At 63.3% G+C, this 25,940-nt stretch carries 24 protein-coding genes; 12 read left to right on the top strand and 12 right to left on the bottom strand.

Annotated features, from left to right (window positions below):
• From NPS58_RS20495 to NPS58_RS20455, 9 genes are all read left to right on the top strand, one after another.
• Entirely contained in the window at positions 1-699 is a 699-nt protein-coding gene (locus NPS58_RS20495; RefSeq protein ID WP_274117110.1) for an ABC transporter ATP-binding protein, read from the top strand.
• A complete protein-coding gene (locus tag NPS58_RS20490) occupies positions 683-1,906 on the top strand; it encodes an ABC transporter permease (RefSeq protein WP_274117109.1) in 1,224 nt (407 codons plus the stop codon). The genes NPS58_RS20495 and NPS58_RS20490 overlap by 17 nt, the downstream gene beginning before the upstream one ends.
• Before the next feature lie 91 nt (positions 1,907-1,997).
• Complete coding sequence (locus tag NPS58_RS20485) at positions 1,998-3,446, top strand: formylglycine-generating enzyme family protein (RefSeq protein WP_425313104.1); 1,449 nt, start codon at positions 1,998-2,000, stop codon at positions 3,444-3,446.
• A gap of 32 nt (positions 3,447-3,478) precedes the next feature.
• Positions 3,479-4,210 (top strand): hypothetical protein, encoded by a 732-nt coding sequence (locus NPS58_RS20480; RefSeq protein WP_274117583.1) that lies wholly within the window; start codon positions 3,479-3,481, stop codon positions 4,208-4,210.
• A 9-nt stretch (positions 4,211-4,219) separates the two neighbouring features.
• Positions 4,220-4,723 carry a hypothetical protein gene (locus tag NPS58_RS20475; protein WP_274117107.1) on the top strand — a complete coding sequence of 168 codons (504 nt, stop codon included), beginning with the start codon at positions 4,220-4,222 and terminating at the stop codon, positions 4,721-4,723.
• A gap of 48 nt (positions 4,724-4,771) precedes the next feature.
• Positions 4,772-5,995: a hypothetical protein gene (locus NPS58_RS20470; protein ID WP_274117106.1), complete on the top strand. Its 1,224-nt coding sequence runs from the start codon at positions 4,772-4,774 to the stop codon at positions 5,993-5,995.
• 12 nt (positions 5,996-6,007) lie between these two features.
• On the top strand, positions 6,008-7,282 hold the full coding sequence (locus tag NPS58_RS20465) for a VWA domain-containing protein (RefSeq protein ID WP_274117105.1): 1,275 nt from the start codon (positions 6,008-6,010) through the stop codon (positions 7,280-7,282).
• A gap of 72 nt (positions 7,283-7,354) precedes the next feature.
• Entirely contained in the window at positions 7,355-9,211 is a 1,857-nt protein-coding gene (locus NPS58_RS20460; RefSeq protein ID WP_274117104.1) for a DUF3857 domain-containing transglutaminase family protein, read from the top strand.
• A gap of 166 nt (positions 9,212-9,377) precedes the next feature.
• Positions 9,378-9,818, top strand: a complete 441-nt coding sequence (locus NPS58_RS20455; RefSeq protein WP_274117103.1) for a CBS domain-containing protein — start codon at positions 9,378-9,380, stop codon at positions 9,816-9,818.
• Between the two features lie 15 nt (positions 9,819-9,833).
• On the opposite strand, the gene NPS58_RS20450 is transcribed toward NPS58_RS20455, so the two are convergent.
• From NPS58_RS20450 to NPS58_RS20440, 3 genes are all read right to left on the bottom strand, one after another.
• Positions 9,834-10,472: a hypothetical protein gene (locus tag NPS58_RS20450; protein ID WP_028943811.1), complete on the bottom strand. Its 639-nt coding sequence runs from the start codon at positions 10,470-10,472 to the stop codon at positions 9,834-9,836.
• A 65-nt stretch (positions 10,473-10,537) separates the two neighbouring features.
• Positions 10,538-10,777 (bottom strand): DUF2789 domain-containing protein, encoded by a 240-nt coding sequence (locus tag NPS58_RS20445; RefSeq protein ID WP_274117102.1) that lies wholly within the window; start codon positions 10,775-10,777, stop codon positions 10,538-10,540.
• Positions 10,778-10,838: 61 nt separating this feature from the next.
• Positions 10,839-11,297 carry an aminoacyl-tRNA deacylase gene (locus tag NPS58_RS20440; RefSeq protein ID WP_045181194.1) on the bottom strand — a complete coding sequence of 153 codons (459 nt, stop codon included), beginning with the start codon at positions 11,295-11,297 and terminating at the stop codon, positions 10,839-10,841.
• Positions 11,298-11,398: 101 nt separating this feature from the next.
• Between NPS58_RS20440 and NPS58_RS20435 the strand changes: the two genes are divergently transcribed.
• Together NPS58_RS20435 and NPS58_RS20430 are read left to right on the top strand one after the other, a co-directional pair.
• On the top strand, positions 11,399-12,772 hold the full coding sequence (locus NPS58_RS20435) for an NfeD family protein (RefSeq protein WP_274117101.1): 1,374 nt from the start codon (positions 11,399-11,401) through the stop codon (positions 12,770-12,772).
• 2 nt (positions 12,773-12,774) lie between these two features.
• Positions 12,775-13,521, top strand: a complete 747-nt coding sequence (locus tag NPS58_RS20430) for a slipin family protein (RefSeq protein WP_274117100.1) — start codon at positions 12,775-12,777, stop codon at positions 13,519-13,521.
• A gap of 55 nt (positions 13,522-13,576) precedes the next feature.
• Here NPS58_RS20430 and NPS58_RS20425 read toward each other — a convergent pair whose 3' ends face one another.
• The 6 genes from NPS58_RS20425 to NPS58_RS20400 all read right to left on the bottom strand — a co-directional run bounded on the left by NPS58_RS20425 (position 13,577) and on the right by NPS58_RS20400 (position 19,507).
• On the bottom strand, positions 13,577-14,977 hold the full coding sequence (locus NPS58_RS20425; RefSeq protein ID WP_274117099.1) for an efflux transporter outer membrane subunit: 1,401 nt from the start codon (positions 14,975-14,977) through the stop codon (positions 13,577-13,579).
• On the bottom strand, positions 14,974-15,849 hold the full coding sequence (locus NPS58_RS20420; protein WP_274117098.1) for an efflux RND transporter periplasmic adaptor subunit: 876 nt from the start codon (positions 15,847-15,849) through the stop codon (positions 14,974-14,976). Before NPS58_RS20420 ends, NPS58_RS20425 begins: the two co-directional genes overlap by 4 nt.
• Complete coding sequence (locus tag NPS58_RS20415; RefSeq protein ID WP_157190716.1) at positions 15,846-16,058, bottom strand: DUF1656 domain-containing protein; 213 nt, start codon at positions 16,056-16,058, stop codon at positions 15,846-15,848. Before NPS58_RS20415 ends, NPS58_RS20420 begins: the two co-directional genes overlap by 4 nt.
• A complete protein-coding gene (locus NPS58_RS20410) occupies positions 16,055-18,145 on the bottom strand; it encodes an FUSC family protein (RefSeq protein ID WP_274117097.1) in 2,091 nt (696 codons plus the stop codon). The genes NPS58_RS20415 and NPS58_RS20410 overlap by 4 nt, the downstream gene beginning before the upstream one ends.
• Positions 18,142-18,594 carry a MarR family winged helix-turn-helix transcriptional regulator gene (locus NPS58_RS20405; RefSeq protein WP_274117096.1) on the bottom strand — a complete coding sequence of 151 codons (453 nt, stop codon included), beginning with the start codon at positions 18,592-18,594 and terminating at the stop codon, positions 18,142-18,144. Before NPS58_RS20405 ends, NPS58_RS20410 begins: the two co-directional genes overlap by 4 nt.
• Positions 18,595-18,688: 94 nt before the next feature.
• Positions 18,689-19,507 (bottom strand): tetratricopeptide repeat protein, encoded by an 819-nt coding sequence (locus NPS58_RS20400; RefSeq protein ID WP_274117095.1) that lies wholly within the window; start codon positions 19,505-19,507, stop codon positions 18,689-18,691.
• A 206-nt stretch (positions 19,508-19,713) separates the two neighbouring features.
• Between NPS58_RS20400 and NPS58_RS20395 the strand changes: the two genes are divergently transcribed.
• On the top strand, positions 19,714-20,718 hold the full coding sequence (locus tag NPS58_RS20395) for a helix-turn-helix transcriptional regulator (RefSeq protein WP_274117094.1): 1,005 nt from the start codon (positions 19,714-19,716) through the stop codon (positions 20,716-20,718).
• 59 nt (positions 20,719-20,777) lie between these two features.
• Here the strand turns inward: NPS58_RS20395 and NPS58_RS20390 are convergent, their stop codons facing one another.
• Genes NPS58_RS20390 through NPS58_RS20380 form a run of 3 tightly spaced genes read right to left on the bottom strand, consistent with a single transcriptional unit; the run spans position 20,778 to position 25,677 of the window.
• Entirely contained in the window at positions 20,778-22,139 is a 1,362-nt protein-coding gene (locus NPS58_RS20390; RefSeq protein ID WP_425313103.1) for an HlyD family type I secretion periplasmic adaptor subunit, read from the bottom strand.
• Position 22,140: 1 nt separating this feature from the next.
• Complete coding sequence (locus NPS58_RS20385; RefSeq protein ID WP_274117092.1) at positions 22,141-24,297, bottom strand: type I secretion system permease/ATPase; 2,157 nt, start codon at positions 24,295-24,297, stop codon at positions 22,141-22,143.
• A gap of 42 nt (positions 24,298-24,339) precedes the next feature.
• On the bottom strand, positions 24,340-25,677 hold the full coding sequence (locus tag NPS58_RS20380) for a TolC family outer membrane protein (protein WP_274117091.1): 1,338 nt from the start codon (positions 25,675-25,677) through the stop codon (positions 24,340-24,342).
• Positions 25,678-25,940 lie beyond the last annotated feature (263 nt).

Raw genomic sequence — 25,940 nt, 5'->3', positions numbered from 1 at the left:
ATGCTCGATATCAAAGGACTGCTGGTGGTGCGCGGGCAAGGCCCGCACGCCCACCGGGTGAGGCTCGACGCGCTCACGCTGCGCCAAGGGGAGATCTGCGCGATCACCGGGGAAAGCGGCTGTGGCAAGAGCACCCTGCTCGAAGCCATCGGCCTGCTGCTCGCGCCCCAGTCGCTGGGCCACTACCACCTGGGCCCCGAGGCGCTGGATGTCGGCCAGTTGCTGGCCGAAGACCGTCAGCCGCAGCTTGCCGCCGTGCGCTCGCAGCAATTGGGTTTCGTGCTGCAGAACGGTGGCCTGCTGCCGTTCCTGAATGTGCGCGACAACATCCAGCTGCCGCGGCGAATGCTCGGCCTCGGCCACCACAGCCAGGCGGTGGACAAGGCCGTCGAGGCGCTGCGCCTGGGGCCGTTGCTCGACAAGCTGCCCCAGGCCCTGTCGATCGGTGAGCGCCAGCGCGTGGCGTGCGTGCGGGCCATTGCCCATGAGCCGCGCCTGCTGCTGGCCGACGAGCCCACCGCCGCACTGGACCCGAACAACGCCCGGCGCCTGTTCGAGCTATTGCTCAACCTGGTCAGCGAGCTGGGCCTCAGTGCCCTGGTGGTGTCGCACGACTGGCCGTTGATCGAGCAATTCGGCCTGCCGCGCCTGGGCGCAGTCAACGGTGAAGGAGAGACGCGCTTTGAACCCCTGGCATAAGCGCCTCGGCCTGCTGGTCCGGCTGTCATTGGCCGACCTCTGGCACGACCGCAAGGTCACCTTGTGCATGGCCGCCTCCCTGGTGGCGGTGATCGCCCCATTGCTGCTGTTGTTCGGCCTCAAGCACGGGGTGGTCAGCCAGTTGCAGGAGGAGCTGCTGAGCGATCCGCGCAATCTGGAAATCAAGATGCTCAGCAGCGGTCACTACGACCGTGACTGGTTGGAGCGCCTGCGCCAGCAGCCTGAAGTCGCCTTCGCCATTGGCCAGACGCGGTCGCTCAATACCCAGGCCGACCTGCTCGGTGAGCGCGGCCGGTTCGTCGATAACGTCGAGGTGATTCCCACCCAGGCAAACGACCCATTGCTCAAGTCGCGCCTGAGTGCCCTTGAGGGCGACCAGGTAATTCTCAGTGCCCGCGCCGCCGAACGCCTGTCGGCCAAGGCGGGCGACAGTGTGCGCCTGCGCGTTGCCCGGCGCCTCGACAGCGTCAACGAGCGCGGTGAGCGCACCTTGCAGGTGCTGGCGGTGCTGGAGCCGGCGCGCTTTGCCCGTCCTGCGGCGTTCGTCAGCCCCGAGCTGCTGCTGGACCTGGAGTACTACCGCGATGGCTATCAGGTAGCGGGCCTTGGCGGCGTCACCGGCAAACCCATGGATGGTGTGAAGGTCGGCTATGCCCGCGCCCGGTTGTATGCCCGCGATATCGACAGCGTCGAAGCGCTGGAGCGCTGGCTCAATGGGCAGCGCATCGAAACCAGCAGCCGATTGGCCGAGATCGACAGCGTCAAGGCGATCAATCATGTACTGGGGCTGATCTTCGGAGTCATTGCCGGGGCGGCCCTGATCGGTTGCATCGCCTCGCTGGTGGGGGCGTTCCTGGCCAACATCGACCGTAAGCGGCGCAACCTGGCCGTACTTCGGCTACTTGGGTTCGGCAGCGCGGCAGTGGCCGGTTATGTGGTGCTGCAAGCGTTGCTGCTCAGTGTTGTCGGCTACCTGGGCGGGCTTGGCAGCTACTTCGTTGGCAGCCTGCTGTTCGACCATCTGCTGGGTAGCAGCCAGGCCACCGGCACCTTCGTTTGTCACATCACCGTCTGGCATGGCCTGGTGGCCTTGTTCCTGGCCTTTCTGGTCGCAGTCCTGGTCGCCTTGATCGGTGCCCTGCGGGCCATCAGCATTCAACCTGCGGAGAGTTTGCGTGAGCTTTAAAGCCTGCTGCCGTCTTCTATTCGTACCTCTTGGTTTCGGCTACCTGCTCAACGCTTCGGCCGCGGCCTGGGACGAAAAGCACTACAACCCGATGCCCGAGGCCGATGACGTGGTGCTGCCAATGCCCTGCGAAGGCGCGATGGTGTTTCGCAAGGTGCTGATCCCGCTGGCCGACCCGCTGGATGACTACCCGATCAATATCGGCCAGGACAGCGCCGAGTTCGGCTATGTGGAGCAGACCCGACCGGCCTTTATCGCCGGCAGCTTTACCAGCGGCAAGGGCGACAAGTCTCGCTACTACTTGATGGCCAAGTACGAGATGACCCAGCTGCAGTACAAGGCCCTGATGGACGAAAGCTGCCCTGCCCCGTCCAACAAGCTGCGCCTGCCGGTGGTGTCGGTCAGTTGGCTGGACGCCCTGCAGGCGGCCGACAAGTACAACCGCTGGCTGCGCGCCAATGCCGCCGCCAAGCTGCCCAGCGAAGATGGCGCCCAGGGCTTTTTGCGCCTGCCTACCGAGACCGAATGGGAGTTCGCGGCCCGGGGTGGCCTGCAGGTCAGTACCGCCGAATTTCGTGACGGTCGCTACCCCATGCCCGAGGGCTTGAATGCCTACGAATGGTTTGCCGGCGCGCAATCGGCCAATGGCAAGTTGCAGCTCAGCGGCCTGCTCAAAGCCAACCCACTGGGCCTGCACGACATGCTCGGCAACGCCAGCGAGATGATGTTCGAGCCCTTCCGCCTGAACAAGCTGGATCGCCAGCACGGCCAGGCAGGTGGCTATGTGGTGCGCGGTGGCAACTACCTGACCGCCGAAGGCCAGTTGCGCACCGCGCTGCGCCAGGAGGAGCCCTACTACAACGACCAGGGCCCGGTGAGCAAGAAAACCAATGGCCTGCGCCTGGTCCTGGTGTCACCGACCCTGACCTCCCGCGAGCGGGTCAAGAGCATCGAGAAGAGCTGGGGCACGCTGGGCAACGATCAACCGTCGAGCAATCCCAAAGACAAAGGCACCGTCAAAGCCCTGGAAGACCTGGCATCCAGTGTCGAGGACCAGGGCTTGAAGGATCAGCTCAAGACCGTGGAAAACCAGCTGCGCGCCAGCAACCAGCAACAGCAGGAAGCCCGTGACCAGGCGATCCGCGCCAGCCTGAACCTGGGCGCCTTCCTGTGCACCAAGATGCTCGATGACGGCCAGTACCTGGACTTCTTGCAGAAGAATTACGCCGCCAACTGCAACGCCGGTGAAGAAGACCCGACCTGCGGCATGCGCAAGACCAAGCTGGACGAACAAAACGACCGCCTGCACAAGCTCAGCCGCTACTACGCAAGCTCCCTGGTGGACGCCGGCTCGCTCTACGGCCAGGCCCTGCTGGAGGCTCAGGTTCCAGTGCTCGAAGGGGTACTGACGGCCAACAGCAACCTCAGCGAACTGGCGCCCTACCTCAAGACCCACTGGGCCAACCAGGCGGCGTTCCTGAAGACCCAGAAAATCGACATCAACGCCTGGCTTAACAGCTGCAAGGCCGTGACCCACTGAACCCACAGCGAACAAGGAAAGCGAACGTGAACATGAACAAGCCAGGTATTACCCGGGTGTGGATTGGCCTGATGATGGCGCTGAGCCTGGTACTGAGCGGTTGCGCCAGCACCGGTAGCCCGTTCACCAAAGACACGCCAGGCACCGCTGACCCGCGCCTGACCGAAAGCACCGACGCCAAGTTCTTCAGCGCCTCGGGCTACCAGGCCTGCGCCGTTGCCGCCGCCGGGGGCATTCTCATCTGCACCTTGTCCGATTCGGGCAACAAGGTGGCCTGTGCCGCCGCAGCCGGCCTTGCCGCCTGTGGCGTGGCCATGGGCGCCAACTACTATCTGGACGACCGCCGCGCCAAGTACGCCGACACCACCCAGCGCCTCAACGTGATGACCAGCGACGTGCAGAAAGAGACCGCAAAGGTCGCCGAGCGCACCAACACCCTGCAGCGGGTGATCAATGACGACAAGCAACAGATCGCCGACATCCAGCGCGCCATCAAGGCCAAGTCGGTCGACAAAGCCAAGGCCCAGCTGGACATCGCCAACATCGACAAGAACATCACCCTGATGCGCAAGGACCTGAGCAACATGCGCTCGCGCGTCACCGAGTTCGAGAAGGTCGCCCAGGCCGAGCGCAACAGCGGCTCCAGCCAGGCCGAGGTGCAGAAGGTCGAAGCCGAAATCGCCAAGATGAACAACAAGGTCGCATCGCTGCAGCAGGAGGTCGATGGCCTCTACAACCAGCGCTCGGCAATCACCCTGGGCTGAGGACATTCCATGTTGGTACGAATCGGCCTTAGCGCCCTGATGCTGACCACCCTGGCCGGCTGCACCACCACCGCCTCGCAGTGCAACGCCTCCGACAGCAGCGCCAGCCTGGTCAGCAAGCTCAATTGCGACTACGGCGGCGGCTATGCCGAGCAGGTGCACAACAGCGAACAGGAGCTGGTCGCCGCTCGCGAGCAGAACCGCCAGTTCAACCAAGTCTTTGACGAGCTCAGCGCCCTGCAGGCATCCACCCGCCAGGACCTGGCTACCCAGCAGCGTCAGCAGGCCAACCTTGAGAAGTCGCTCAACGGTTTGCTGAGTACGCTCAAGGCCCGGCACGCAAACAAGGGCGACGTGCAGCAGCAGATTGCCGGGCTGGAAAAACAGCTCAAGTCTGCCCAGAGCGCCCCGGCTAGCAATGCCAGCAACGCCCAGGTCGAAGCTCGCAAGCAGCAACTCAAGGCACTGCAGCAGCAGGTCAGTCGCCTGCAGTTGAGTCTGGGTTACGAGTAAGCCCCCTCTCGGCAGCTTCGGCTGCCGATCTTTTTTCAGGACATCACCATGCAACGGGTTACCCGTGATGCCGGGCCGGACCACCACGGCCTGGCCGCGCTCGTACAGACAGTCGCGATCATCACCAAGCACTTTCCCCCCAGCGTTGCCCAGTTGTATGCCCTCCCGCGTACGGGCAAGGACGGCGCGCGGGAATGGTGGACGGAGCTGGAGGGGCAGCCGCGTTCATATGGCGAGCTAGGCGCCGAACAGCAAGCGGCGTTGTTGAGCCTGTACGAGCAGCGCCAGGATGCCCTGCGCCAGCTGGCGGGCGAGCTGGACAGCCGTGGCCAGGCCAGTGACGCGTCGGCCTTGCGCCGCCTTATCGGCCCGGCCGATCTGAACAACCTCTACAGCGTCAACGGCTACCCGTTGCTGGTGCGCTGGGGTGAGCCTGCAGCCGTGGCACCACCGCCAGCGGCCAGGCCTGTGGCCAGGTCCCGCCGCAAATGGATCTGGCTGCCGTGGTTCCTGCTGCCATTGCTGGCGTTACTGGCCCTGCTGGCGGCGTTGTGGTTCGGCTGGCCCTACCTGCAACGCTGGTTGCACAGCGAGCCGGCAAAGCCCTTTGCCTGCGTCAAGGATCCCCAGGTACAACCACCGCAGCTATCGGTGGTACTGGATACCTCAGGCTCCATGCAACTGAGTGTCGACGCCACGCTCGAGGACGAAAAATGGTTCTTCGAGAACCAGGACAACCCAGAGCGGGATCTTGAACGCCTGTCCCGCATCACCCACGCCCCGCTGCGCATGGAGGTGGCCAAACAGTCGCTGACGCAGATGGTCAACGACCTGCACCCTGCCATCGACATGCGCATCGTGACCTTCGACGGCTGCCGCACGCCGGTAGACCACGGCGTGTTCAACCTTGCCCAGCGACCCGCGTTGATCCAGGGCATCCAGGGGCTGGTGGCCAACGATGGTACGGCGCTGAGCGCCAGCCTCGAGGCGGCCGCGCGCAGCATGGATGGTCGCGAGCGCGATGGCGTGATCGTGATGTTCGTCGACGGCGCGGACGGTTGCGGCCAGAACGTCTGCGACGTGGCGCAACGCATTGCCCGCGAGCAACCGCGGCTCAAGGTCAACCTGATCAACATCAGCAACAACAGCCTGGCCGACTGCATCGCCGACAGCACCGGGGGCCGGGTGTATTCGGCAAACAATGCTTCGCAGCTGGCGGTGGCCCTGGAAGGGGCCAGCCAGGATGTGTCTGGCACTGCCAAGTGCGACTAGGGAATCGAAACCATGCAACGAGTACTGCGCGATACCCAGGCCAACCAGGACGCCGCCGAGGCGCTTGAACAGACAGTGGGGCTCATACGCCAGCACTTTCCGCCCAGCATCGCCCACCTCTACGCCACACCGCGCCAGGGCAGCAATGGCGTGCTGGAATGGTGGACGGCGCTGGAAGGCCAGCCGCATCTCTACGCCAGCCTCGAGCGCCAGCAACAGGCCGTGCTGCTGCAGCGCTATGAAGAGCGTCAGGCAGCGGTCCAGCAGTTGGCCCGGGAACTCGAGCGACGCGGTCAGGGTGCGGCTGCCCAAGCGCTGGCCAGGCTGATCGGCGCCCCGGACCTGAACAACCTGTACAGCATCAATGGCGAGCCGCTGGTGGTGCGCTGGGGCCAGCCACAACCGGCGCAGGCACCGATTGCACCCAAAGCGCCTGCGCCGCCCATGGCCGCGCCCAGGCCCGCCCCCGCACCGCCGCCGCCCCTCCCGGTGCCTCCCCGCCGCCCGCTGGTGCTGTGGCCCTGGCTGCTGGGCCTGTTGCTGCTCGCCCTGCTGTACGGGCTGTACCTGGGGTGGCCGTGGTTGCGCCAACTGTGGATAACCTTTACCCCACAAGCCCAGATCTGTACGCCGGGCGGCAACTCCCAGGCCTCGGAGTTTGCCGTGGTGCTCGACACCTCGGGGTCGATGGACGAGCGAATCCGGATCAAGCGCGAAAACGAGGCGTGGTACATCACCTTGCTGCGCCAGGTGCCGCTGGTGGAGGAGTTCTTGCCGTATGACACCAACCAGCGAGTCTCGCGCATGGATGTCGCCAAAAGCTCGCTCACGACCGTGATCCAGAACCTGCATCAGGGCATCGATATGCGCCTGGTGACCTTCGATGGTTGCCGCACGCCGGTGGATCATGGGGTGTTCGACCCCAGCCAGCGTGGCGAACTGACCCAGCGCATCAGTCAGTTGCAGCCCCAGGGCGGGACCGCGCTGGGCATCAGCCTGGAAGCGGCCGCAGCGAGAATGAACGGCCGTAACCGCGATGGGGTGATCATCATGTTCGTCGACGGCAGTGACAGCTGTGGGCAAAGCGTGTGTGCGGTGTCGCGCCAGATCGCCGAGCAACAACCGCGCTTGCGTATCAACATCGTCAACATCAGCGCAAGCTCCGGCTCCAACTGCGCGGCAAAGAACACCGGTGGCCGGGTGTACACCGCCAACGATGCCGCCGCCGTGGCAGCCGCGTTGCAAGAGGCCAGCCAGGAAGTTTCCAGCGCGTCGGGGTGCAATTGAGGCAAAATACAGCGGACTGATTCGCATTCGCCAATCAGTCCGCTGGAATTCCTCTACACGAGAAGGATCTTTATGAAGCGCCTCGCTTTGACCCCGACCCGACTGGTCGGGCTGCTGTGCTGTTTGCTGATGCTCAACCTGGCCCAGGCCAACGATGACGGCACCGACCCCTCTGTCACCATTGAAAAGGACATTCAACGCACCACCGTTGCCGCCGACGGCAGCTATGAGACCACGCAGGAGCTGGTCAGCCTGATCAACGAAGAGCGCGCAATCCAGTACCGCGCCCAGCATTCGCTGTATTACAACCGCACCCTGGAAACCCTCGAGGTACTCCAGGCCTATACCCAGAAGCCCGACGGCCGCAAGGTTGTGGTCGGCCCCGAGCAAATCAAGGAACAACAGGAGCAACAGTCGGCGCAAGCACCGATGTTCCACGACAGCCTGGTCAAGGTGGTGATCTTCCCCGAGGTGGCGGTGGGTGATCGGCTGGTGCTGAGCGTCAAGAAACAGCGCAAGACGCCGCTGTTTCCCGGCCAGTTCGAAGACCTGACAATGCCTCAGTTCCACCCGACCAAACAGTTCACCCAGATCTACGATCTGCCGGCAGACTTCAAGCTGCATGCCGACGCCAGAGGCTTCAAGGCCACGCCACCCAAGACTACTGGCGGACGCACCGTGTACCAGTGGGACTACGTGCAGGGCGACAATGCCCGTGTCGAATTGGGCGCCGTAGCGTACTCGGACTACGGCAAGTACCTGGCCGTTTCGACCTTCGCTGACTACAGCGCTTTCGCCAAGGCCTACGCCGCGCGGGCCACACCCGAAGTCACCCCGGCCATCCGTGAACTGGCCCACTCGCTGACCGCCAAGCTCGACAACCCACGGGACAAAGCCCTGGCGCTGGGCGACTGGGTGCGCCGCAACATTCGCTACGTGGCGGTGTACATCGGCGCCGGTGGCGTGGTGCCCCATGCCGCCGATACCGTACTGAGCAATCGCTATGGCGACTGCAAGGACCATGTCGCCCTGCTCGAAGCCCTGCTGGCCGCAGTGGACATCGACAGCACCCCGGCGCTGGTCAACCTGGGCAATGCCTTTGCGCTGCCCAAGGTAGCCACCCTGGGGGTGATCAACCATGTGATCACCTACATCCCGAGCCTGGACCTGTACCTGGACTCCACTGTCGAATCCATCGCCAGCGGCTACCTGCCGGTGCCGGTGCTGGACAAACCCACCCTGCTGGCCCGCACTGGCACCCTGGGCCACACCCCGGCCAGGCAATTGAGCAAGGTGCAAAACAGCACCACCTTCACCGTGACCGGCAGTGGCGCAGCCGACTTCCAGCATGTCTCGAGGATCGACGGCTGGGCGGCAGAGCTGAACCGTTGGGGCGTTCGCAACATGACCCCGGCCCAGCGCGACCTGATGGTCCAGCAGATCCTCGCCTCCTACGGCCAGACCGGTAGCGGCAAGACCAGCAGCGACGACCTCAACGGCAGCGGTGCCTTCGAAATCCAGATAACCGGTCGCAGCGAGAACCTGGCCAACCTGCCAGGTCCGATCGGCGTGCCGACCCTCACCAGCCTGGCCGGTGGCATCGCCCAGAACGTGTTCGGCTTTGTCGCCGAGAAACAACGCACCCAGCCCTTCACCTGTATCTCGGGTGTGACCGAGGAGCAGGCCCGCTACGAATTCCCGGCGGATGTGAAGATTCTGGCCGCGCCCAAGACGGTGACCCTCAAGGACGAGTTCATTGACTACTCCGCCGAGTACACCCAGCAGGGCAACAATGTGGTGGTCAAGCGCCGCATGGACTTCCACTACCCCAAGGCGGTCTGCAGCATTGCCGACTACGAGAAGATGAGGCCTGTGGTAGACGCCATGCTCAATGACCTGAACAGCCAGGTGATCGTGCACAAGGGCTGAACCAAAGGCCCCGCCGGGTCGAGTGACAACCCGGCGGGGCAGCGCGATTGCCGGCCATGACGTTTTTCAATCGGGTCGATGCCGCTTTCTCCCTTGCCGTAGGGCCATCTGTACACGATTCTGTAGGTATCTGCCGTCATCAACTCCCAGCATTGCAGAGGCCTCTATGAAAACCGTGGCACAGCTTCTTAAAACCAAAGCCCAGCAGCACCATCAGGTTCATACCATTGGCCCAAACCAGATGGTGCTCGATGCGCTGAAGTTGATGGCCGAGAAGAACGTCGGCGCCCTGCCGGTGGTCGAGGGCGGGCATGTAGTGGGGATCGTCAGTGAGCGCGACTATGCGCGCAAGATGGTGCTCAAGGGTCGCTCATCGGTCGGCACGCCTGTCAGCGCGATCATGAGCGCGCCGGTGATCACGGTGGACCCGCACCAGAACATCGAGTACTGCATGAACATGATGACCAACAGCCACCTGCGTCACCTGCCGGTGGTAGAGAACGGCGAGCTGCTGGGCCTGCTGTCGATCGGTGACCTTGTCAAAGAAGCCATCGCCGAGCAGGCCAACATGATCCTGCAGCTGGAACAGTACATTCGCGGCGATTGATGCGCCGCGACGCCCTCAGCGGTATTCGCCCTCCAGCTCGTCGAGCTGGTGGTCGAAGCTGCGCAGGCGGGCCGACCAGGTGTACACCAGCACTTCCAGGTCGCGGTTGAGCACCGCACCACCACGACCGCTGCTTTGCTGTGAATCGCACAAGTCCAATTGATACCGCTCGCGGGCCATCGCCGTCGCAACGGTGGACAGCTCTCGGGCGTTGTCCAGCCAGTGACGGCGCAGGTCATGGGTTTCCTTGTCCAGCTCCCGGCACTGACGTTTCAGGGCTTCGAGGCTTTGCTCCAGAGGCGTGCCTTCAAGCTCGCCCATGACTTCCTGGAACGTGCGCCCCGGCTGCCAGTAGCTGCCCCAGAAGTAGCGGTCGAACACGGTCTCGACCCGGCGCAAGGCCACCTTGGTATTCCAGATGGCGACCAGCGTGCGCCCCTGGGCCAGTTGGCGCTTGCTGACCCGCAACTGCTGCCAGGCAATCCAGGCCAGCGCGGTCAAGGCCAGCGCTCCGATCACGCCCCCGGCGGCATAGAGGAACACCATCGCCTGATGCAGTTGGTAAGTCTGTTTGACACCATAGAAATAACCGACGGTCAGCAGACCCAAGGCTGTTACGGCACACCAGAAACCGACGGCATAGGGATCTTTCATTGGCGCTATCCCCCTGTTGTTTTTTTCTGAGCATAGCAACGCCGAACGCCGGTATCAGGTGCCGCTCAGCGTTTATTTCGCAGCGCCTCGTTAAGCTGGTCGAACATCACCGCCCAGTCGGCATCTTCGGTCACGCTCTCCTGCAAAAAGGCCTTCTGGGCCGGTGTCCAGAACGGCGCATCCACCAGTTTTATGTCGCCCTTGAGGGGTGAATGGCTGGTAATGAACTGGTCGATACCGACAGGATCGTCGGGCAGGCCCAGCTGTTTGAACAATTCCGAGAACTTATGGTTGGGTGCTTCCATGGGGTCGCTCCTTAGGGCCAGGCCGGGCATCCACGACGCCAGCCTGGCAGTGGGTTGATCATCAGCAAACCTCGCGCACTTCGGCGTTCGGCACCAGTTTCAGGTACTGCGTCATGTTCATGTGGATCAGGTGGTCGTGATCGCCAGCCTCGACATAGATATCGCCCTGGCGGGTCAGGGTCGGGTCGACCAGCATCTTGATCGAGTAGGCATCCCCCATCGCCGGAATGGCGCCGCGTTCGCAATCGCCAAACAGGTGGGGCAGGTTGCTTTCCGAGGTCATGTGCCACTGGCCGGTGGCCTGTACCTTGCTCATGTCCAGGTGGCGGTTGGCGGGCAGCACGGCCATCAGGTAATTGCCATGGCGGTCGTCGAGCATGACCGACTTGGCCACCCGCTCGGCGGGCACCCCCGCCATGCGTGCCGACTCCAGGCTGGTGGATGAGTGCGCGTGAGGAACGATGTCGTAGTCGCAGCCAGCCTTGTCCAGGCACTGCTGCAGCGTTTTTGCCATACGCATGATGCACCTCCGGTTGTAGCCCCCCACTTCTGAAGTTTAGGCCGTGCTGCCTGAGGCAGCGGACTAAACTTATTGGACACGCACAAACCGGGTGAATTCAGGTGATCGCTCGTTGGTGTCGATACCTGCTACTGCTGTTGTGGCTCGGCGGGCTTGCGGGCAGCCAGGCTGCGTCCGGCCAGCCGGTGCTGGTACTGAGCATCGACGGCGCCATTGGTCCGGCCAGTGCCGATTATCTGGTGCGTGGCCTGGACCACGCCAAGACCGCGCAGGCGCAATTGGTGGTGATCCGCCTCGACACCCCGGGCGGGCTGGACAGCTCGATGCGCGAGATCATCAAGGCAATCCTCGCCAGCCCCGTACCGGTGGCAAGCTTTGTCGCCCCTGGCGGCGCCCGGGCCGCCAGTGCCGGCACCTACATCCTGTATGCCAGTCATGTCGCGGCCATGGCCCCGGGCACCAACCTGGGCGCCGCCACACCGGTGCAGATCGGCGGCCTGCCCGGCGCCCCCAAGGACCCGGCCGCCCCGCCGGCGGCACCGACCGGCGACAAGCAACCCGCGCCGAACGAACAGGACACCCTGACGCGCAAGCAGGTCAACGATGCGGCCGCCTATATCCGCGGGCTGGCCCAACTGCGCGGGCGCAACGCCGACTGGGCCGAGCAGGCGGTACGTGAAGCCGTGAGCCTGCCGGCGAGTGAAGCCTTGCGCCTGAAAGTGATCGACCGGGTGGCCAACGACCTGCCCGATCTGTTGCGCCAGCTCGACGGCAAGTCCCTGGAGGCGGCCGGACAAACAGTGCTGCTCGATACCGCCAGCGCACCGCTGATCGAGCGCCAGCCCGACTGGCGCACACGGCTGCTGGCGGTTGTCACCAACCCAAGCGTGGCGCTGATTCTGATCATGATCGGTGTGTACGGCCTGATGTTCGAGTTCATGAGCCCAGGTTCCGGCGTGGGCGGGGTGATTGGCGGTATCTGCCTGCTGCTGGCCTTGTATGCCTTGCAACTGCTGCCGGTGAGCTATGCCGGTATCGGGCTGATTCTGCTGGGCGTGGCCTTCATGATTGCCGAAGCGTTCATGCCCAGTTTTGGCGTGGTCGGCTTTGGCGGCATCGTCGCCTTCGTGGTGGGTGCGGTGATCCTGATGGACACCGACGTCCCCGGTTTCGGTATCCCCTTGCCGTTGATCCTGTTCCTGGCCGTGCTTTCGGCGCTGCTGCTTGGCGGCGTGCTGGGCATGGCCATGAAAGCGCGCAGGCGCGCGCTGGTCAGCGGTGATGCCGGGCTGGTGGGAAGCCTTGCCACGGTCATGGCGGTGAACGACAGCGACCCGTTCATCGGGTCCGTCCAGGCACAGGGTGAGCAATGGCAGGCCCAGTGCCAGACGCCATTGCAGGTGGGGCAACGCGTCCGGGTGATCTCTCGCAAGGGCGTACTTCTGGACGTCAGCGCCGCGGCGCAAGGAGACTGAGCATGTTTTTCGAACTGGGCTTCGGCGCACTGCTGGCATTGACCGCAGTGCTGTTGCTGTCGGCGTTTCGCATCCTTCGCGAGTACGAGCGGGGCGTGGTGTTCCAGCTCGGCCGCTTCTGGCGGGTCAAGGGGCCGGGGCTGGTGCTGCTGATTCCGGGTATCCAGCAGATGGTCCGGGTGGACCTGCGCACCGTGGTGCTGGATGTGCCGCCGCAGGACGTGATCACCCGCGACAACGTCTCGGTGAAGGTCAACGCGGTGATCTACTTTCGCGTGCTCGACCCGCAGAAGGCGATCATTCAGGTCGAGGACTTTCTCACGGCCACCAGCCAACTGGCCCAGACCACCTTGCGCGCGGTGCTGGGCAAGCATGAATTGGATGAGCTGCTGGCCGAACGCGAACGCCTGAACCTCGACATTCGCCAGGTGCTCGACGCCCAGACCGACGCCTGGGGGATCAAGGTGGCCAATGTCGAAATCAAGCATGTCGACCTCAACGAGTCGATGATTCGCGCCATTGCCCGCCAGGCCGAGGCCGAACGTGAACGGCGGGCCAAGGTGATCCATGCCGAGGGTGAGCTGCAGGCATCGGAGAAGCTGATGCAGGCGGCCGAAATGCTCGGGCGCCAGCCGGGAGCCATGCAACTGCGCTATATGCAGACCTTGGGCAGCATCGCCGGGGACAAGTCGTCGACCATCGTGTTTCCGTTGCCGATCGAGATGCTCAAGGGGTTTATGGACAAGTGAGCTGATTGCGCAGGCCTGGGGGACTGGTGGTAGGCATCGCGGGGCAAGCCCGCCCCTACCAACCGCCGCCTAGCGCCAGGAACAACCCGATCTGCCCAATGGCCACCTGGGTATTGGCCATCGCCAGTTGCGAGCGCATGTCGGTGTAGGTGCGCGTCGCCTGCAGGTCGGCCAGGAACGATTCGCGCCCGGCCTTGTAGAAGCGGTGGGTCTGGTCGGCCGCCAGTTGCGCCGAACGCTCGGCATCGGCCAGCGCGTCGCGGCGCTGCAGCAATGCGCTGTACGTGGCCAGGCTGGTCTGGGTCTCGCGGATGGCATTGAGCACCACGCCGTCAAAATGCGCCAGCGCCGCCTGGGTCGAGGCCTCGGCCTGGCGGATACGGGCCCGTGAGCCATTGGTCGGCACAGTCCAGGTCAGCAACGGGCCAAAGCCCCAGCGGTTGGTCGCAGGTTCGCCAAGGTTGTCCAGAATACCGATGGTGCCCACCTGGGCGCCGATGCTGATGTCCGGGTACAGCTGGCCGGTGGCCACGCCGATGGTCGCGGTGGCCGCCGCCAGGCTGCGTTCGGCCTGGCGGATATCCGGCCGGCGCTTGAGCAGGGCGGCGCCATCACCCACGGGCAATACCTGGGCAATATGCGGAAGCTCCGCACACTCGGCAGTGCCGGCCGGCAACTGGTCAACCGGCTTGGCCAACAGCATCGACAGCGTGTACAAGCCAGCTTCCCGCGCAGCCTGGTAACGGGGCAGCTCGGCGCGCAGCGACTTGAACTGGGTCTGCGACCGGGTCACCTGGGTTTCATCGCCACGCCCGGCGTCGCGCAGGCGCTGGGTGAGGGTCACGCTTTGCTCCTGCAGGTCCAGCGACGCGCGGGCAATATGGTATTCCTCGTTGGCCGCGCACACCTGGGTGTAGGCGCGCACCACGTCGGCCACCAGGGTGATGCGGGCGGTATCAGCCGCGGCCTGGGTAGCATCGGCATTGGCCTGGGCGGCTTCGACACCGCGCTTGAGGGTACCCCACAGGTCGAACTGGTAGGAGGCACTGATAATGGCCTCGCCGATATTGGCCACCGGCACTTTCTCGGGCTGCAGGAAGGCCTCGCCAGACTCCTGCAAGCGCTGGGCACCGAGCTTCACGCCACCGTTGAGGCCACCCTGGGATTCGGCCACTTCAACCTGGGCGCGGGCACGGGCGATGTTGGCGGCCGCTACGCGCAGTTCGGTGTTGGCGGCCAGGGCCTGGTTGACCAGGCTGTCGAGCCGCGGGTCCTTGTACAGGTGCCACCAGTCCCGGGGCACCGGCGCAGACACCACACTGTTGGCATCCTGGCGCAGCGCACCCTGCAGGTCGGGGCGCTGGACGGCCGCATTCTCGGGCACCTTGTAGTCCGGCCCGACCATCTGGCAAGCCGACAGCATCAGGCTCAGGCCCAGCAGCGACAGGCGTTTCATTGATATTTACCGTCGATGATCGACACGGTCGCGGTACGCCCGGCGATCATGCGAAAGTCAGCCGGCACTTCGTCGAAGGCGATCCGTACCGGAATACGCTGGGCCAGGCGCACCCAGCTGAACGCCGGGTTGACGTTGGGCAGCAGGTTGGCGCCGCTGCTGCGGTCGCGGTCTTCGATGCCGGCGGCAAAACTCTGCACATGGCCGCGCAAGCGAGCGTTGTCGCCCATCACGCGGATATCCACAGCCTGACCGATATGGATGCCTGACAGCTTGGTTTCTTCGAAGTAGCCATCGACGTGGTAGGAGTTGCTGTCGACCACCGAGAGCACCGGCTTGCCCGCGCTGACGAATTCATGGGGCCGTGGCGCGCGGTCGTTGAGGTAGCCGTCCACCGGGCTGCGCACCACCGAGCGGTCCAGGTTCAACTGCGCGGCGTCCACGGCCACCTGCGCCTCGGCCAGCGCCGATTGGGCCCGTGCTTCGCGGGACTGGCTCTCTTCCAGTTGTTCCTGCGCCACCAGGTTACCCAGGCCACGGTTACGGCGGGTTTCCCGGCTGGCCTGGGCCAGGGTTTCCTTGCGCTCGGCCAGGCTCGCCTGGGCATGACGCAGGGCCAGCTTGAAGCGGTCCTGGTCGATGGTGAACAACACGTCGCCGCGCTTGACCACCTGGTTGTCGTGCACCTCGACCTTCTGAATCAGCCCGGACACGTCGGGGGCGATCTGGATCACGTCGGCGCGGATGTGCCCGTCCCGGGTCCAGGGGGCGAACATGTAGTACATGACCATCTGCCAGACCAGTACGGTCGCCAGGGTCACTACCAGCAGGGTCAGGACCACGCGGCCCAGGGTAAACAAGGGTTTTTTCATGGCAGCATCAGGTTTCGGCAAAAGTGGTCGACCGTGCCGAGCAGCACGGCGTAAAGCGCAACGTTGAACAACGCCCGGTGCCAGACCAGGCGGTAGAAATGCATACGGGTGAGCACGGCGTGCACCCCGAGAAACAACAGGTAGGTCAGTACCATCATCACCAGCAGCGTGGGCAGAAAGACCCCGCTGATATCCAGCTCACCGATCACAGGGGCGCTCCATCGATGCCATAGGGTAGTTGCGGCTGATCGTCGGAGGGCTCCAGCACCACCTCGACGCCAGGCAGCAGCGCCAGGCGCAAGCCGCTCAAGGCATGCAGCAGGTGCACACGGGCTTCGGCGCTGTCGGCCAGGTCATTGAGGTTGAGGGCACGGCGGGCCCGTTCCATGCTCTGCAGCAGCACAGGGGGCACATGCAGGCGGCGGCGGGCGTCCAGGCAGGCCTGGAAGTGTTCGCCCACCTCCTCCACCACCTGCGCCAGCAACTGCCGTGGCTGTTCGCCGACCCGTGGCATGTAGGCCAGCAAGTCGAGCAGGTTCAGGCCGGCGCGCAGGTCACGCAGGGCGGTACCAGTGTCCTGGCCGGTCTGGATCAGGCGCGGCAGGTGCTGCATCAGCCGATCGAGCATCTGCACGCCCAGGCGCCGGTGCTCGGCCAGGGTCGCCGGGCGAGTCATGCCGACGATGTCGCGCCAGCTGAAACGGGTCAGGCGCTTGGCCGCCAGCTCCACGCCGAACGGGCGCATCACCAGGGTCCAGATAAAGGCGAACAGCAGCCCCACCGGCCCTGCCAGGTTGGAGTTGACGAAGGTCAGGAAGTTGGCGTCGTAGGCACCCTGGATGCTGATGAACGAGGCGGTGTTGACGATGGTCAGCAAGGTGCCGAGGTAGAACTGCGGCTGTACCGTCAGGGTACCCACGCAAATGAAAGGCACCGCAAAAGCCAGCACCAGCATGGGGAAGTCGTGCAGGTTGGGCAACACCAGGAACAGGTAGAGGCTGGCAAAGACCACCGATGCGGCCGTCCAGAAAAAGAACCGATAGATTTGCGGTGCAGGGTCATCCATGGCGGCGAAGAAGCTGCAGGCCACGGCGGCGAGAATCACCGCGCTGCCGCCCTCGTTCCAGCCCGAGAGAATCCACAAGGTGGTGGCCGCGATGATAGCGGTGACGGTGGAGAATACCGAGTAGAGCATCAGCCCACGGTCGAAGAACGGCGTCAGCCGGCCCAGGCGCCAGTGCCGGTACACCGCACGCCAGGGCGACAGGTCTTCATTGCGAATGGCATGCTGCAGGCTGCAGCAGTCCTGCCAGAGATCGACCCATTCGGCCAGGCGGTACAACGCGTTGGACAACAACAGCGAGGCGCGCTCGTCGAGGTCTGCCGCGCTGGGCTGCAAGTGTTCGAGCTGTGCGCGCAAGGTCGACCAGCGGCTTGGCGTGGCATCGCTGGCCGTGTTCTTGAGCCACTCGCGCGCCTGTTCCAGCACCGGCTTCAGCTGTTCGGCCTGCGCCGGCGCGCGGGCTTCCAGGGCCAGCAAGGCATCGTCCAGGGCATCGACCACCGGCAACAAGTGGATCATCCGCCCGCGCAGCTCGCGGGCGTTTTTCACCGTCTGCGGGCGGGCACCTTCGTGGGACAGCTGGCCAATCATCAGCTCCAGCGTATTGAAGGTAGCGACCATCGATGCACGCAGGCTGCCGACGGACTCGGGCGAGGCCGTGCGGGCAAGAAAGGTGTCGCTGTAGCGGATGGCTTCGTTGAACCAGTTGCCCGTCGCGCCCACCACCACCGGGGTCAGCCGGCGCGGCCAGAAGATGGCCCCGACCACGGCGGCACAGACGATACCCAGGCAGATTTCCTGGGCCCGGGACGAGGCGATGTCGAACACCCTCAGCGGGTCATCGACCACGGGCAGGGCGATCATCGGCAAGGTGTAGCCGGCCAGCATCAGCGCGTAGCTGTTGGCGGTACGCAGGTGCAGCGAAAGGAACAGCAAGGTGCCGGTCCACAGGGCGATGGCCACGGTCAGCAGCACCGGCGTCTGTACCAGCAACGGCACCAGAAAAACAGCCCCCGCCGCCCCCAGCAGGGTACCCATGGCACGGTACAGCGCCTTGGAACTGGTGGGGCCGACAAAGGGGCTGGAGACGATGTACACCGTGGCCATGGCCCAATAGGGCCGAGGCAGTTGCATGAGCAAGGCGATGTACAGGGCGATCATCGAGGCGGTGAAGGTACGTACGCCGTAGAACCAGTCGCGGGCCGGTGGCAGGGTGCTGAAGAAACCTTTCATGACGGTACACCCGGGGTACGTTGGGCCGCAGTCTCAAAGGCGCGCAATACGCGCAGGGTGGCCAGCAAGTCGGCTTCTTCGATGCCTTGCAGAACCTCGCGACGCAGGCGCACCAGTTCGCCTTCGATAGCCTCGGCCAGCACACGGCCGCTTGGCGTCAGGCTCAAGGCCTTGGCGCGGCGATCCACCGGATCACTACTTCGGCAGACGAACCCGGCGTTGCACAGCTGATCGAGCAGGCGCACCAGCGACGGGCTTTCAAGCCCGGCGGCCTGGGCCACAGTCACCTGGTGCACGCCATCGCCCAAGCGCACGATCATCAGCAACGGTATTGCGCAGGCTTCGGAAACACCATAGCCGGCCAGGGTCGCCTGGCAGATCCGCCGCCAGTGCCGACCGGCCACCACCATACCGCTGCTGATGTTCTGCTGCAGTGCATCGAGAGTCATGAAAGGAAGGTCGTCGCCATATTCATAGTTTGCTAACTATCAATATACTTCGTCCCCCACCCCCGACGTCAAGCAGCGCTGACAGGCGTTACGCTCACGGCTGCAGCTGATCGTCGAGTTTCATGCTCAAGGCCAGTGGACTGCCGAGGTTGATGGCCTGATCGCGCCAGAACAGGTAGCGCAAGGCGTTGCTGGACAGACTGAAATGCACGGCCAGCTCTTCGGCCGCCTGCATCACGCCAGCCACGGCCGCCAGCTCCAGCCAATAGATGCCGGCCTTGTGGTCGACCGCTACCGTTTGCCCATGCAGCAGCCGGTAGCCCACCTCAAAGCGGCAACGTGCATCGCCCCGCTGCGCCCCCCGCAGGAACCAGCGATAGGCCTGGTGCAAGTCGACACTCCAGAGCTGCTCGTCGCTGTCGCAGATTTCTTCCTCGTAGAGGTCGCCCAGCGTCGCGGCGGCCTGCTCAAGGCCGCGCTCGAAGGCTTGCTGGTAGTACTCCGCCGCGGTGGCATAGGCCACTTGCACGCCCTTGCCGAAGTAATACTGCTGGCCCAGGTTGAACCAGGCCGGCGCACTGCCCTGCAGCGCGGCCATGCGCAGCAGGTGCCCGGCAAGCGTGGGGTCGGCACGCCAGTATTTGCCGTTGAGCCAAATCCACCCCAGGTCGTTGAGCGCGGCCACATTACCCTCGAGTGCATGGCTGCGCAGGTCGGTATACAGGGCCTGCAGGTCGCTGGCCTCCTCCAGCCGGTTGATCAGGCTGAAGCTATCGCCCAGCACTGCCCGTTGGCTGGGCATGCCCACCCCGGCATACAACCGCTGCAAATGGCCGGGGCGTCCAGGCGCAGGCACGATGCGCTCGGGCAGCAAGCGCTCGAGCAGTGGGTAGATGTTGCTGGCAGCTGACATGTTCATCCTCATTGAACAACCCACGGTTCCGACAGCGGGTGTAATGAGGCGTGATTCTGCTCAGGGTCACGACAAAACCTGTCGCGAACGATTCGGTCGGGGCAAATCAACTGCTCGTCCTTGATCTGGATACTGAAATGGCTAATTGCCATATCACTGCGTTGAAGCCATGCTACAACCGCAAGATTAGACAAGGACGCCCTCTTTTGCCCTCTGCCACCACCCGCGCCACCCTCAGCCGTCAATGGGAGTTGCTGCGCCAGTTGCCCAGCCGCTCACCGGGATTGACCAGTGCCGAGTTGGTTGCGCGCCTGCAGGATGCAGGCTTTTCCATCAGCAAGCGCAGCATCGAACGTGACCTGAACGAGTTGTCGCTGATCTTCCCGCTCGAGCGCAACGACAAGAGCATCCCGTATGGTTGGCACTGGGCAGCCAATGCCTGCGTCGAGCTGCGCGGGATCAGTGTCAACGAAGCCCTGAGCCTGGCCCTGGTCGAAGAAGCGGTTCGACCATTGCTGCCTGGAAGCATGCTCAAGGTGCTGGATGCGCGTTTCAGCCATGCCCGGCAAAAGCTCGAGCACCTGTCCGGGGCAAACAAGGTTGCGCGCTGGCTGGACAAAGTCGCCAGCGTGCGCGCCGACCTGAACATGCAGGCCCCGGAAGTGCCCGACAGCATCCTGGAAACCGTGCAGCAGGCCTTGCTTGAGGAATACCAGCTGCACTGCCAGTACTACTCGGCGCACAACGACAAGCTAAGCGAGCTGACCCTCAATCCGCTGGCATTGATCCAGCGAGGCCAGATCAGCTACCTCATCGCGACCGCTGTGCCCTATGGCGATATTCGCCAGTTCGCCGTGCATCGTTTTCGCAAATTGCGCATTCTCGACCAAGCCACCCAGGGCTTGCGTGATTTCGACCTGCAAGCCTACCTGCGCAGCGACGCCCTGCAGTTTGGCGATACCGACAAGATCGAGCTGCAGGCCTGGATCAGCGATAACCTGGCGCGCCTGGTACGCGAGACGCCGTTGTCGGCAGACATGCAACTGACCCCGCTGGACCAAGGGCACCGCTTGCGGGCGACAGTGAGTAATAGCTGGCAGTTGCGCTGGTGGTTGTTGAGTCAGGGGGATGGGCTGATCGTCGAGCAGCCCTTGGTATTGCGCCAGCAGATTGCGCAAACCTTGAGCAACGCAGCAGCTCAGTACGCCTGATACGCAATCGCGGGGCAAGCCTGCTCCTACAGGAGGAGCGGGTTTGCCCCGCGATGTTGTCAGCGTTCGCGCAGTGCTTCAGCCCGCGCGCGGATGATCGGCTTGAGCAGATAGCTCAGCACGCTTTTCTTGCCGGTGATGATATCCACCGAAGCCACCATGCCGGGAATGATCAGCAGCGGGTTCTCGTCGGTGCCCAGGTGACTGCGCTCGGTGCGCAGCTTGATCACATAGAAGGTGTTGTTGTCTTCGTCGGTGATGGTATCGGCGCCGATCTGCTCCAGCTTGGCCTTGAGGCCACCATAAATGGTGAAGTCATAGGCGGTGAACTTGACCATGGCTTCCTGGCCTGGGTGCAGGAAGGCGATGTCTTGCGGACGTATGCGCGCTTCCACCAGCAAGGTGTCATCCAGCGGGACTATCTCGACCAGGTCGCTGCCGGGCTGGATCACGCCACCGATGGTGTTCACCAGCAGCTGCTTGACGATACCGCGCACTGGCGAGGTCACCAGGGTGCGGCTGACACGATCATCCAGGGCCTTGCCGGTAGCCTGGGCCTTGCTCAGGTCGGTACGTGCCTCATTGAGCTGGGTGAGGGCTTCGCTGCGAAACTTACCGCGAGTCTCGTCGATCTTGCGCTCGACTTCCTTGATCGCCGACTCGGCGCGTGGAATGGCCAGCGAGGTGGCATCCAGCTGGCCGCGGTTCTCTACCTCGGCGCGCTTGAGCCGCAGCACTTCAACCTGGGAGATCGCGCCCTGGGCGACCAGGGGCTCGGACATGCTGATCTCCTGGCGCAGCAACTGCAGGCTGTTGCGGTACTGGCTCTGCTTGGAGCTGAACTCGCGCAGTTCCTGCTGCCTCTGCACCAGCTGCTCCTGCAGGCCACCGATTTCATCTTGCAGTTGCTGGCGGCGGCTCTGGTACAGGGACTCTTCGTTGGCCGCCTGGCTGGGCGCAGCCTTGCGGATTTCTTCGTCGATCTTCAGTGGGCGGTCTTCGACCTCGGCACTCAGTCGCTCGACCCGCAGGGCCATGGCCAGGCGGTCGGCTTCGGTCTCGCCAACGTTGGAGACAAAACGGGTGTCGTCCAGGCGCAGCAGCGGATCGCCGATTTCGACGATCTCTCCCTCTTTGGCGTAGATCTGCGCAACGATGCCGCCTTCCAGGTTCTGGATCTTCTGCAGCTTGGACGACGGGATCGCCTTGCCTTCGCCGCGGGTGACCTCGTCAATGATGGCGAAGTTGGCCCAGAGTCCCAGGAACAGGAAGAAGGCGATCACGCCCCAGATGGTCAAGCGCACGATACGCGGCGCGTCTTCGATCAGCGCCTTGTTGACCTCGGGCAGTGGCTGGCCACTGAACGACTCGGAGCCTTTGAAGTACTTGCGCAGGCTGTCCTTGAACTGCCCCATATCCATCTTAAGCAACACTGATCTGCCCCTTCTTCAGCGCATCCATGACGGCGGCTTTCGGGCCATCCGCAACAATCTGTCCACGGTCCACGACGATCAGGCGGTCAACCAGTGACAACAACGATGCCCGATGGGTAACCAGGACCACGGTCTTGTTCTCGATGACGGCTTGCAGGCGTTGCTTGAGGCGTTCTTCGCCGGTGTTGTCCATGGCGCTGGTAGGTTCGTCGAGCAGCAGGATCTGTGGGTTGAGCAACAGTGCCCGGCCCAACGCAACGTTCTGGCGCTGACCACCGGAAAGGTTCTGGCCGCGCTCGCCGACCTGCAGCTCGTAGCCTTGCGGGTGCAGGCGGGCGAATTCGTGAACACCCGAGAGCTCGGCGGCCTGCAGGACCATTTCGTCTTCGACGTAGCGGGCACCGCTGACCAGGTTGTCACGCAAGGTGCCTGCCAATAGCTGGATGTCCTGGGGTACGTAGCCGATGTTGTGGCGCAGCTCACTGACGTCAATCTGGCGAATGTCCACGCCATCGACCAGCAGCGAGCCTCGATCGGCTTCATACAGGCCTACCACCAGCTTGGCCAGTGAGCTCTTGCCCGAGCCGCTGCGGCCGATGATGCCAATCTTCTCGCCGGGGCGAATGGTCAGGTTGATGCCCTTGAGGGCCAGGTTCTGCTGGTTGGGGTAGGTAAAGTCGACACCCCGGAACTCGATGGCGCCTTGCAGCACCCGACGGCTCAGTGGGCGTTCTTCGAAGTTGCGCTCTTGGGGTAGCTCCATCATCTGGTCGGTAGAAACCATGGTGACCTTGGCTTGCTGGTAACGGGTCAACAACCCGGACAGCTGGCCCAATGGACCCAGCGCGCGGCCACTGAGCATGTAGCAGGCAATCAGGCCGCCCATGCTGAGGTTGCCGGCCATGATCTGGTACACACCGGCACAGATCAGCGCCACGCCCGCCAGTTGCTGGATCAGCAGGGTGATGTTCATCGCCAGGCCCGACAGCACCTTGACCCGCAGCTCCAGGCGGCTGAGGGTGCCGATGGTCTGCTCCCACATGTACTGGCGCTCGCTCTCGGCGTTGTTGACCTTGACCGCATCGAGGCCGGCCAGGGTCTCGATCAGGCTCGACTGGCGCTCGGAGGCCAGGGCCATGGTGCGCTCAAGGGTCGCTACCAGGGGCTTCTGCAGGGCATAGCCGATGCCCAGGGCCAGCGGGAAGGCAATGATCGGGATCCACACCAGGTGACCACCGATGATGGCGATCACCAGCAGGATCAGCAGGGTGAAAGGCAGGTCGATCAAGCTGGTCAGGGTCAGCGAAGCGAGGAAGTCCCGCAGCCCCTGGAACTCGTGGATATTCTGGGCAAAGCTGCCGACCCGTGCCGGGCGATACTTCATTGCCATGCCGACAATGCGCTCGAACAACGTGGCGGAAATGATCAGGTCGGTCTTTTTACCGGCAAGGTCCAGGCACAGGCTGCGCAAGCCCTTGAGCACCAGGTCGAAAAGGTAGGCGCCGCTGATACCGATGGCCAGCACCCAGAGGGTCGAGGTGGCCTGGTTGGGTACCACGCGGTCGTAGACGTTCATCACGAACAGCGGCGCGGCCAGGGCGATCAGGTTGATCACCAGGCTTGCGGCGATGGCATCGATGTACAGCCAGCGGCTGCGCTTGAGGGTGTCACGGAACCAGGAGCGCGCACGCGGGATCAAGGTGCCGTGATTGACGTCGAACTTGTGCTGCGGCTGGGCGAAGAACACCCGCCCGCTGTAGTCGCTCAGCAAGGCTTCGCGGCTGACATGCACCTCGCCGCCGTCGCTCTCGCTAAGCAACAGCCGCGCCGTGTCTTCGTTCTCCCAGCCCAGCAATACCGTGCTGCGACCATCCTTGAGCAGCAGCATGGCCGGCATGGCGATGCTCGGGATCTGCTCCAGCTTGCGTTGCAGCAAACGCCCCTGCAGACCGGCACGGGCCGCTGCACGAGGCAGCAGCTCCGGGCTCAGGCGCTGGGCCGGCAACGGCAGGCCGGTGGTCAACATCGCCCGGCTGGCGGGCTTCTGGTGCAGCACACAGAGTGACAGCAAGCTGTCCAGCAACGGATCGTCGTGCTGGCTGCGCGGATCATGGGTGAGTTGGACTCGACTGACTTCTGATTCCACGCGGCTTCTCTTGATAATTGCGTTCGGAGATTAAAGCGAGCCTCAGTTCATCCCTGGCAGGCTCACTTTAGGTTTCATATCGTTCTGCACAACGGTGGCCATTGGCGCGACAACACCCTGGCTCTTGAGCAGCTGACCAATGGTCGCCTTGATTCGATATTGAGTAAACACTTGAATGAACTTCACTTCCGTCAGGCGGCGCTGGGCAGTGAAGAGTTCGTTCTCGCTATCGAGCAAGTCGAGCAAAGTACGCTCGCCAAGGCTGAATTGCTTCTGGTAGGCAGCGCGTACGCTGCTGCTGCGATCGACGTATTGCTGGGCAATAGGCAATTGCGCGTTGGCGTTATCCATAGCATTCCATGCCAAGCCTAATTCCTCATTGAGCTGGCGCAAGGCATTGTTTCGAATGTCCAGCGCCTGGTTGGTCAAGTACGACTTGGATTCCAGGTCGGCCTTGTTACTACCACCGGCATACAGGTTGAAGCTCATGCGAAGCATAGCTTGCCATTCGTTGTTGTGGCCGTTCATTCCATCAAGATCGTTATCGGCAGTGCGACCCAGCTCTGCATCGAAGCGAGGATAGAACGAAGATTTCGCCGCTTCATATTGCTGTTCGGCCGCCGCAATGTCGGACTCTGCCGAACGCAGGACCGGGCTGCTTTCGATCATTTGCTGACGGGCTTCATCGAGGTTGGCCGGCAGCAAATCAATGAATGGTGCCGGTGCGCTCAGCTCATCGGGCATCTGCCCGACCACGCTCAGGTAGTTGGTCTTGGCGTCTGCGAGGTTGGTCTGCTCGGTGATCAGGTTGTTCTGGGCCTGCGCCAGGCGCGCTTCGGCCTGGTCCAGGTCAGCCAGCCGACCTACGCCGCGAGCAGTACGCAGTTTGATCTGGTCGAAAATGCGTTCGTGGCTGCGCAGGTTGTCTTCGGCCAGGCGCACCATTTCACGACGGGTCAGGACATCCAGATACACCTGGGCTACGGTCAATGCGGTGCGCTCCGAGGAGCCCAGCAAGGAATAGGCGCGGGAGTTGACGGTGGCTTGTTGACGCCCGACCTCACTGGAGGTGGCAAAACCGTCAAAAACCATTTGCCGCAGTCGCACGCTGGACTCACCCCGATCCAGCGTCTCCCAGCGGTTGCCGGTACTCGGGCTGTCGGTGCCTTCGCGACCGTAGCCTGCCAGCACATCGACCCGCGGCAGATAGCCGCCCTTGGCAGCCCGCAACTGGTAGTCGGCGGCGATACGGCTGTTGACCCCGGCCTGGATTTCCGGATGCACCTCAAGGGCTTTCTGCATGGCCTCTGGCAGGGATTGTGCTTGAACAAAACTGGCAGCGAGGGCGAATGGAAGAGCAGTGAACAGTGACGCGCGCATTTAACTTATTTCCCAGGGACATCTTGTCCCAAATCACAGCAAAAAACGTTGCTGCATTCGAAAATGGCAACCGATTTGACCTTATGTCGGAAACTTCCAGAGAGGTACTTGGACGTACGTAGGAAGAGGGGCAGCCGCTCAAATATCAATGTGACATTACGGGGCTGATTGTTTAGGATGGCGAGAGGAAGGTCAATACTTTGGCATAAACTTAATAGCCAATAGTTATTGACGTATTTTTGACGATTTAAAGCGTCAAAACA

The sequence above is a fragment of the Pseudomonas putida genome (genome assembly GCF_028682455.1).
In the GTDB taxonomy this organism is placed as follows: Bacteria; Pseudomonadota; Gammaproteobacteria; order Pseudomonadales; family Pseudomonadaceae; genus Aquipseudomonas; species Aquipseudomonas putida_AA.
This window is presented reverse-complemented; position numbering and strand designations above follow the sequence as displayed.

Coding starts and splice junctions, on each gene's coding strand:
- NPS58_RS20495 (WP_274117110.1), top strand. CDS start 1: ATGCTCGATATCAAAGGACTGCTGGTGGTGCGCGGGCAAGGCCCGCAC.
- NPS58_RS20485 (WP_425313104.1), top strand. CDS start 1,998: ATGCCCGAGGCCGATGACGTGGTGCTGCCAATGCCCTGCGAAGGCGCG.
- NPS58_RS20480 (WP_274117583.1), top strand. CDS start 3,479: ATGAACAAGCCAGGTATTACCCGGGTGTGGATTGGCCTGATGATGGCG.
- NPS58_RS20475 (WP_274117107.1), top strand. CDS start 4,220: ATGTTGGTACGAATCGGCCTTAGCGCCCTGATGCTGACCACCCTGGCC.
- NPS58_RS20470 (WP_274117106.1), top strand. CDS start 4,772: ATGCAACGGGTTACCCGTGATGCCGGGCCGGACCACCACGGCCTGGCC.
- NPS58_RS20465 (WP_274117105.1), top strand. CDS start 6,008: ATGCAACGAGTACTGCGCGATACCCAGGCCAACCAGGACGCCGCCGAG.
- NPS58_RS20460 (WP_274117104.1), top strand. CDS start 7,355: ATGAAGCGCCTCGCTTTGACCCCGACCCGACTGGTCGGGCTGCTGTGC.
- NPS58_RS20455 (WP_274117103.1), top strand. CDS start 9,378: ATGAAAACCGTGGCACAGCTTCTTAAAACCAAAGCCCAGCAGCACCAT.
- NPS58_RS20450 (WP_028943811.1), bottom strand. CDS start 10,472: ATGAAAGATCCCTATGCCGTCGGTTTCTGGTGTGCCGTAACAGCCTTG.
- NPS58_RS20445 (WP_274117102.1), bottom strand. CDS start 10,777: ATGGAAGCACCCAACCATAAGTTCTCGGAATTGTTCAAACAGCTGGGC.
- NPS58_RS20440 (WP_045181194.1), bottom strand. CDS start 11,297: ATGCGTATGGCAAAAACGCTGCAGCAGTGCCTGGACAAGGCTGGCTGC.
- NPS58_RS20430 (WP_274117100.1), top strand. CDS start 12,775: ATGTTTTTCGAACTGGGCTTCGGCGCACTGCTGGCATTGACCGCAGTG.
- NPS58_RS20425 (WP_274117099.1), bottom strand. CDS start 14,977: ATGAAACGCCTGTCGCTGCTGGGCCTGAGCCTGATGCTGTCGGCTTGC.
- NPS58_RS20420 (WP_274117098.1), bottom strand. CDS start 15,849: ATGAAAAAACCCTTGTTTACCCTGGGCCGCGTGGTCCTGACCCTGCTG.
- NPS58_RS20410 (WP_274117097.1), bottom strand. CDS start 18,145: ATGAAAGGTTTCTTCAGCACCCTGCCACCGGCCCGCGACTGGTTCTAC.
- NPS58_RS20405 (WP_274117096.1), bottom strand. CDS start 18,594: ATGACTCTCGATGCACTGCAGCAGAACATCAGCAGCGGTATGGTGGTG.
- NPS58_RS20400 (WP_274117095.1), bottom strand. CDS start 19,507: ATGTCAGCTGCCAGCAACATCTACCCACTGCTCGAGCGCTTGCTGCCC.
- NPS58_RS20390 (WP_425313103.1), bottom strand. CDS start 22,139: ATGGATATGGGGCAGTTCAAGGACAGCCTGCGCAAGTACTTCAAAGGC.
- NPS58_RS20380 (WP_274117091.1), bottom strand. CDS start 25,677: ATGCGCGCGTCACTGTTCACTGCTCTTCCATTCGCCCTCGCTGCCAGT.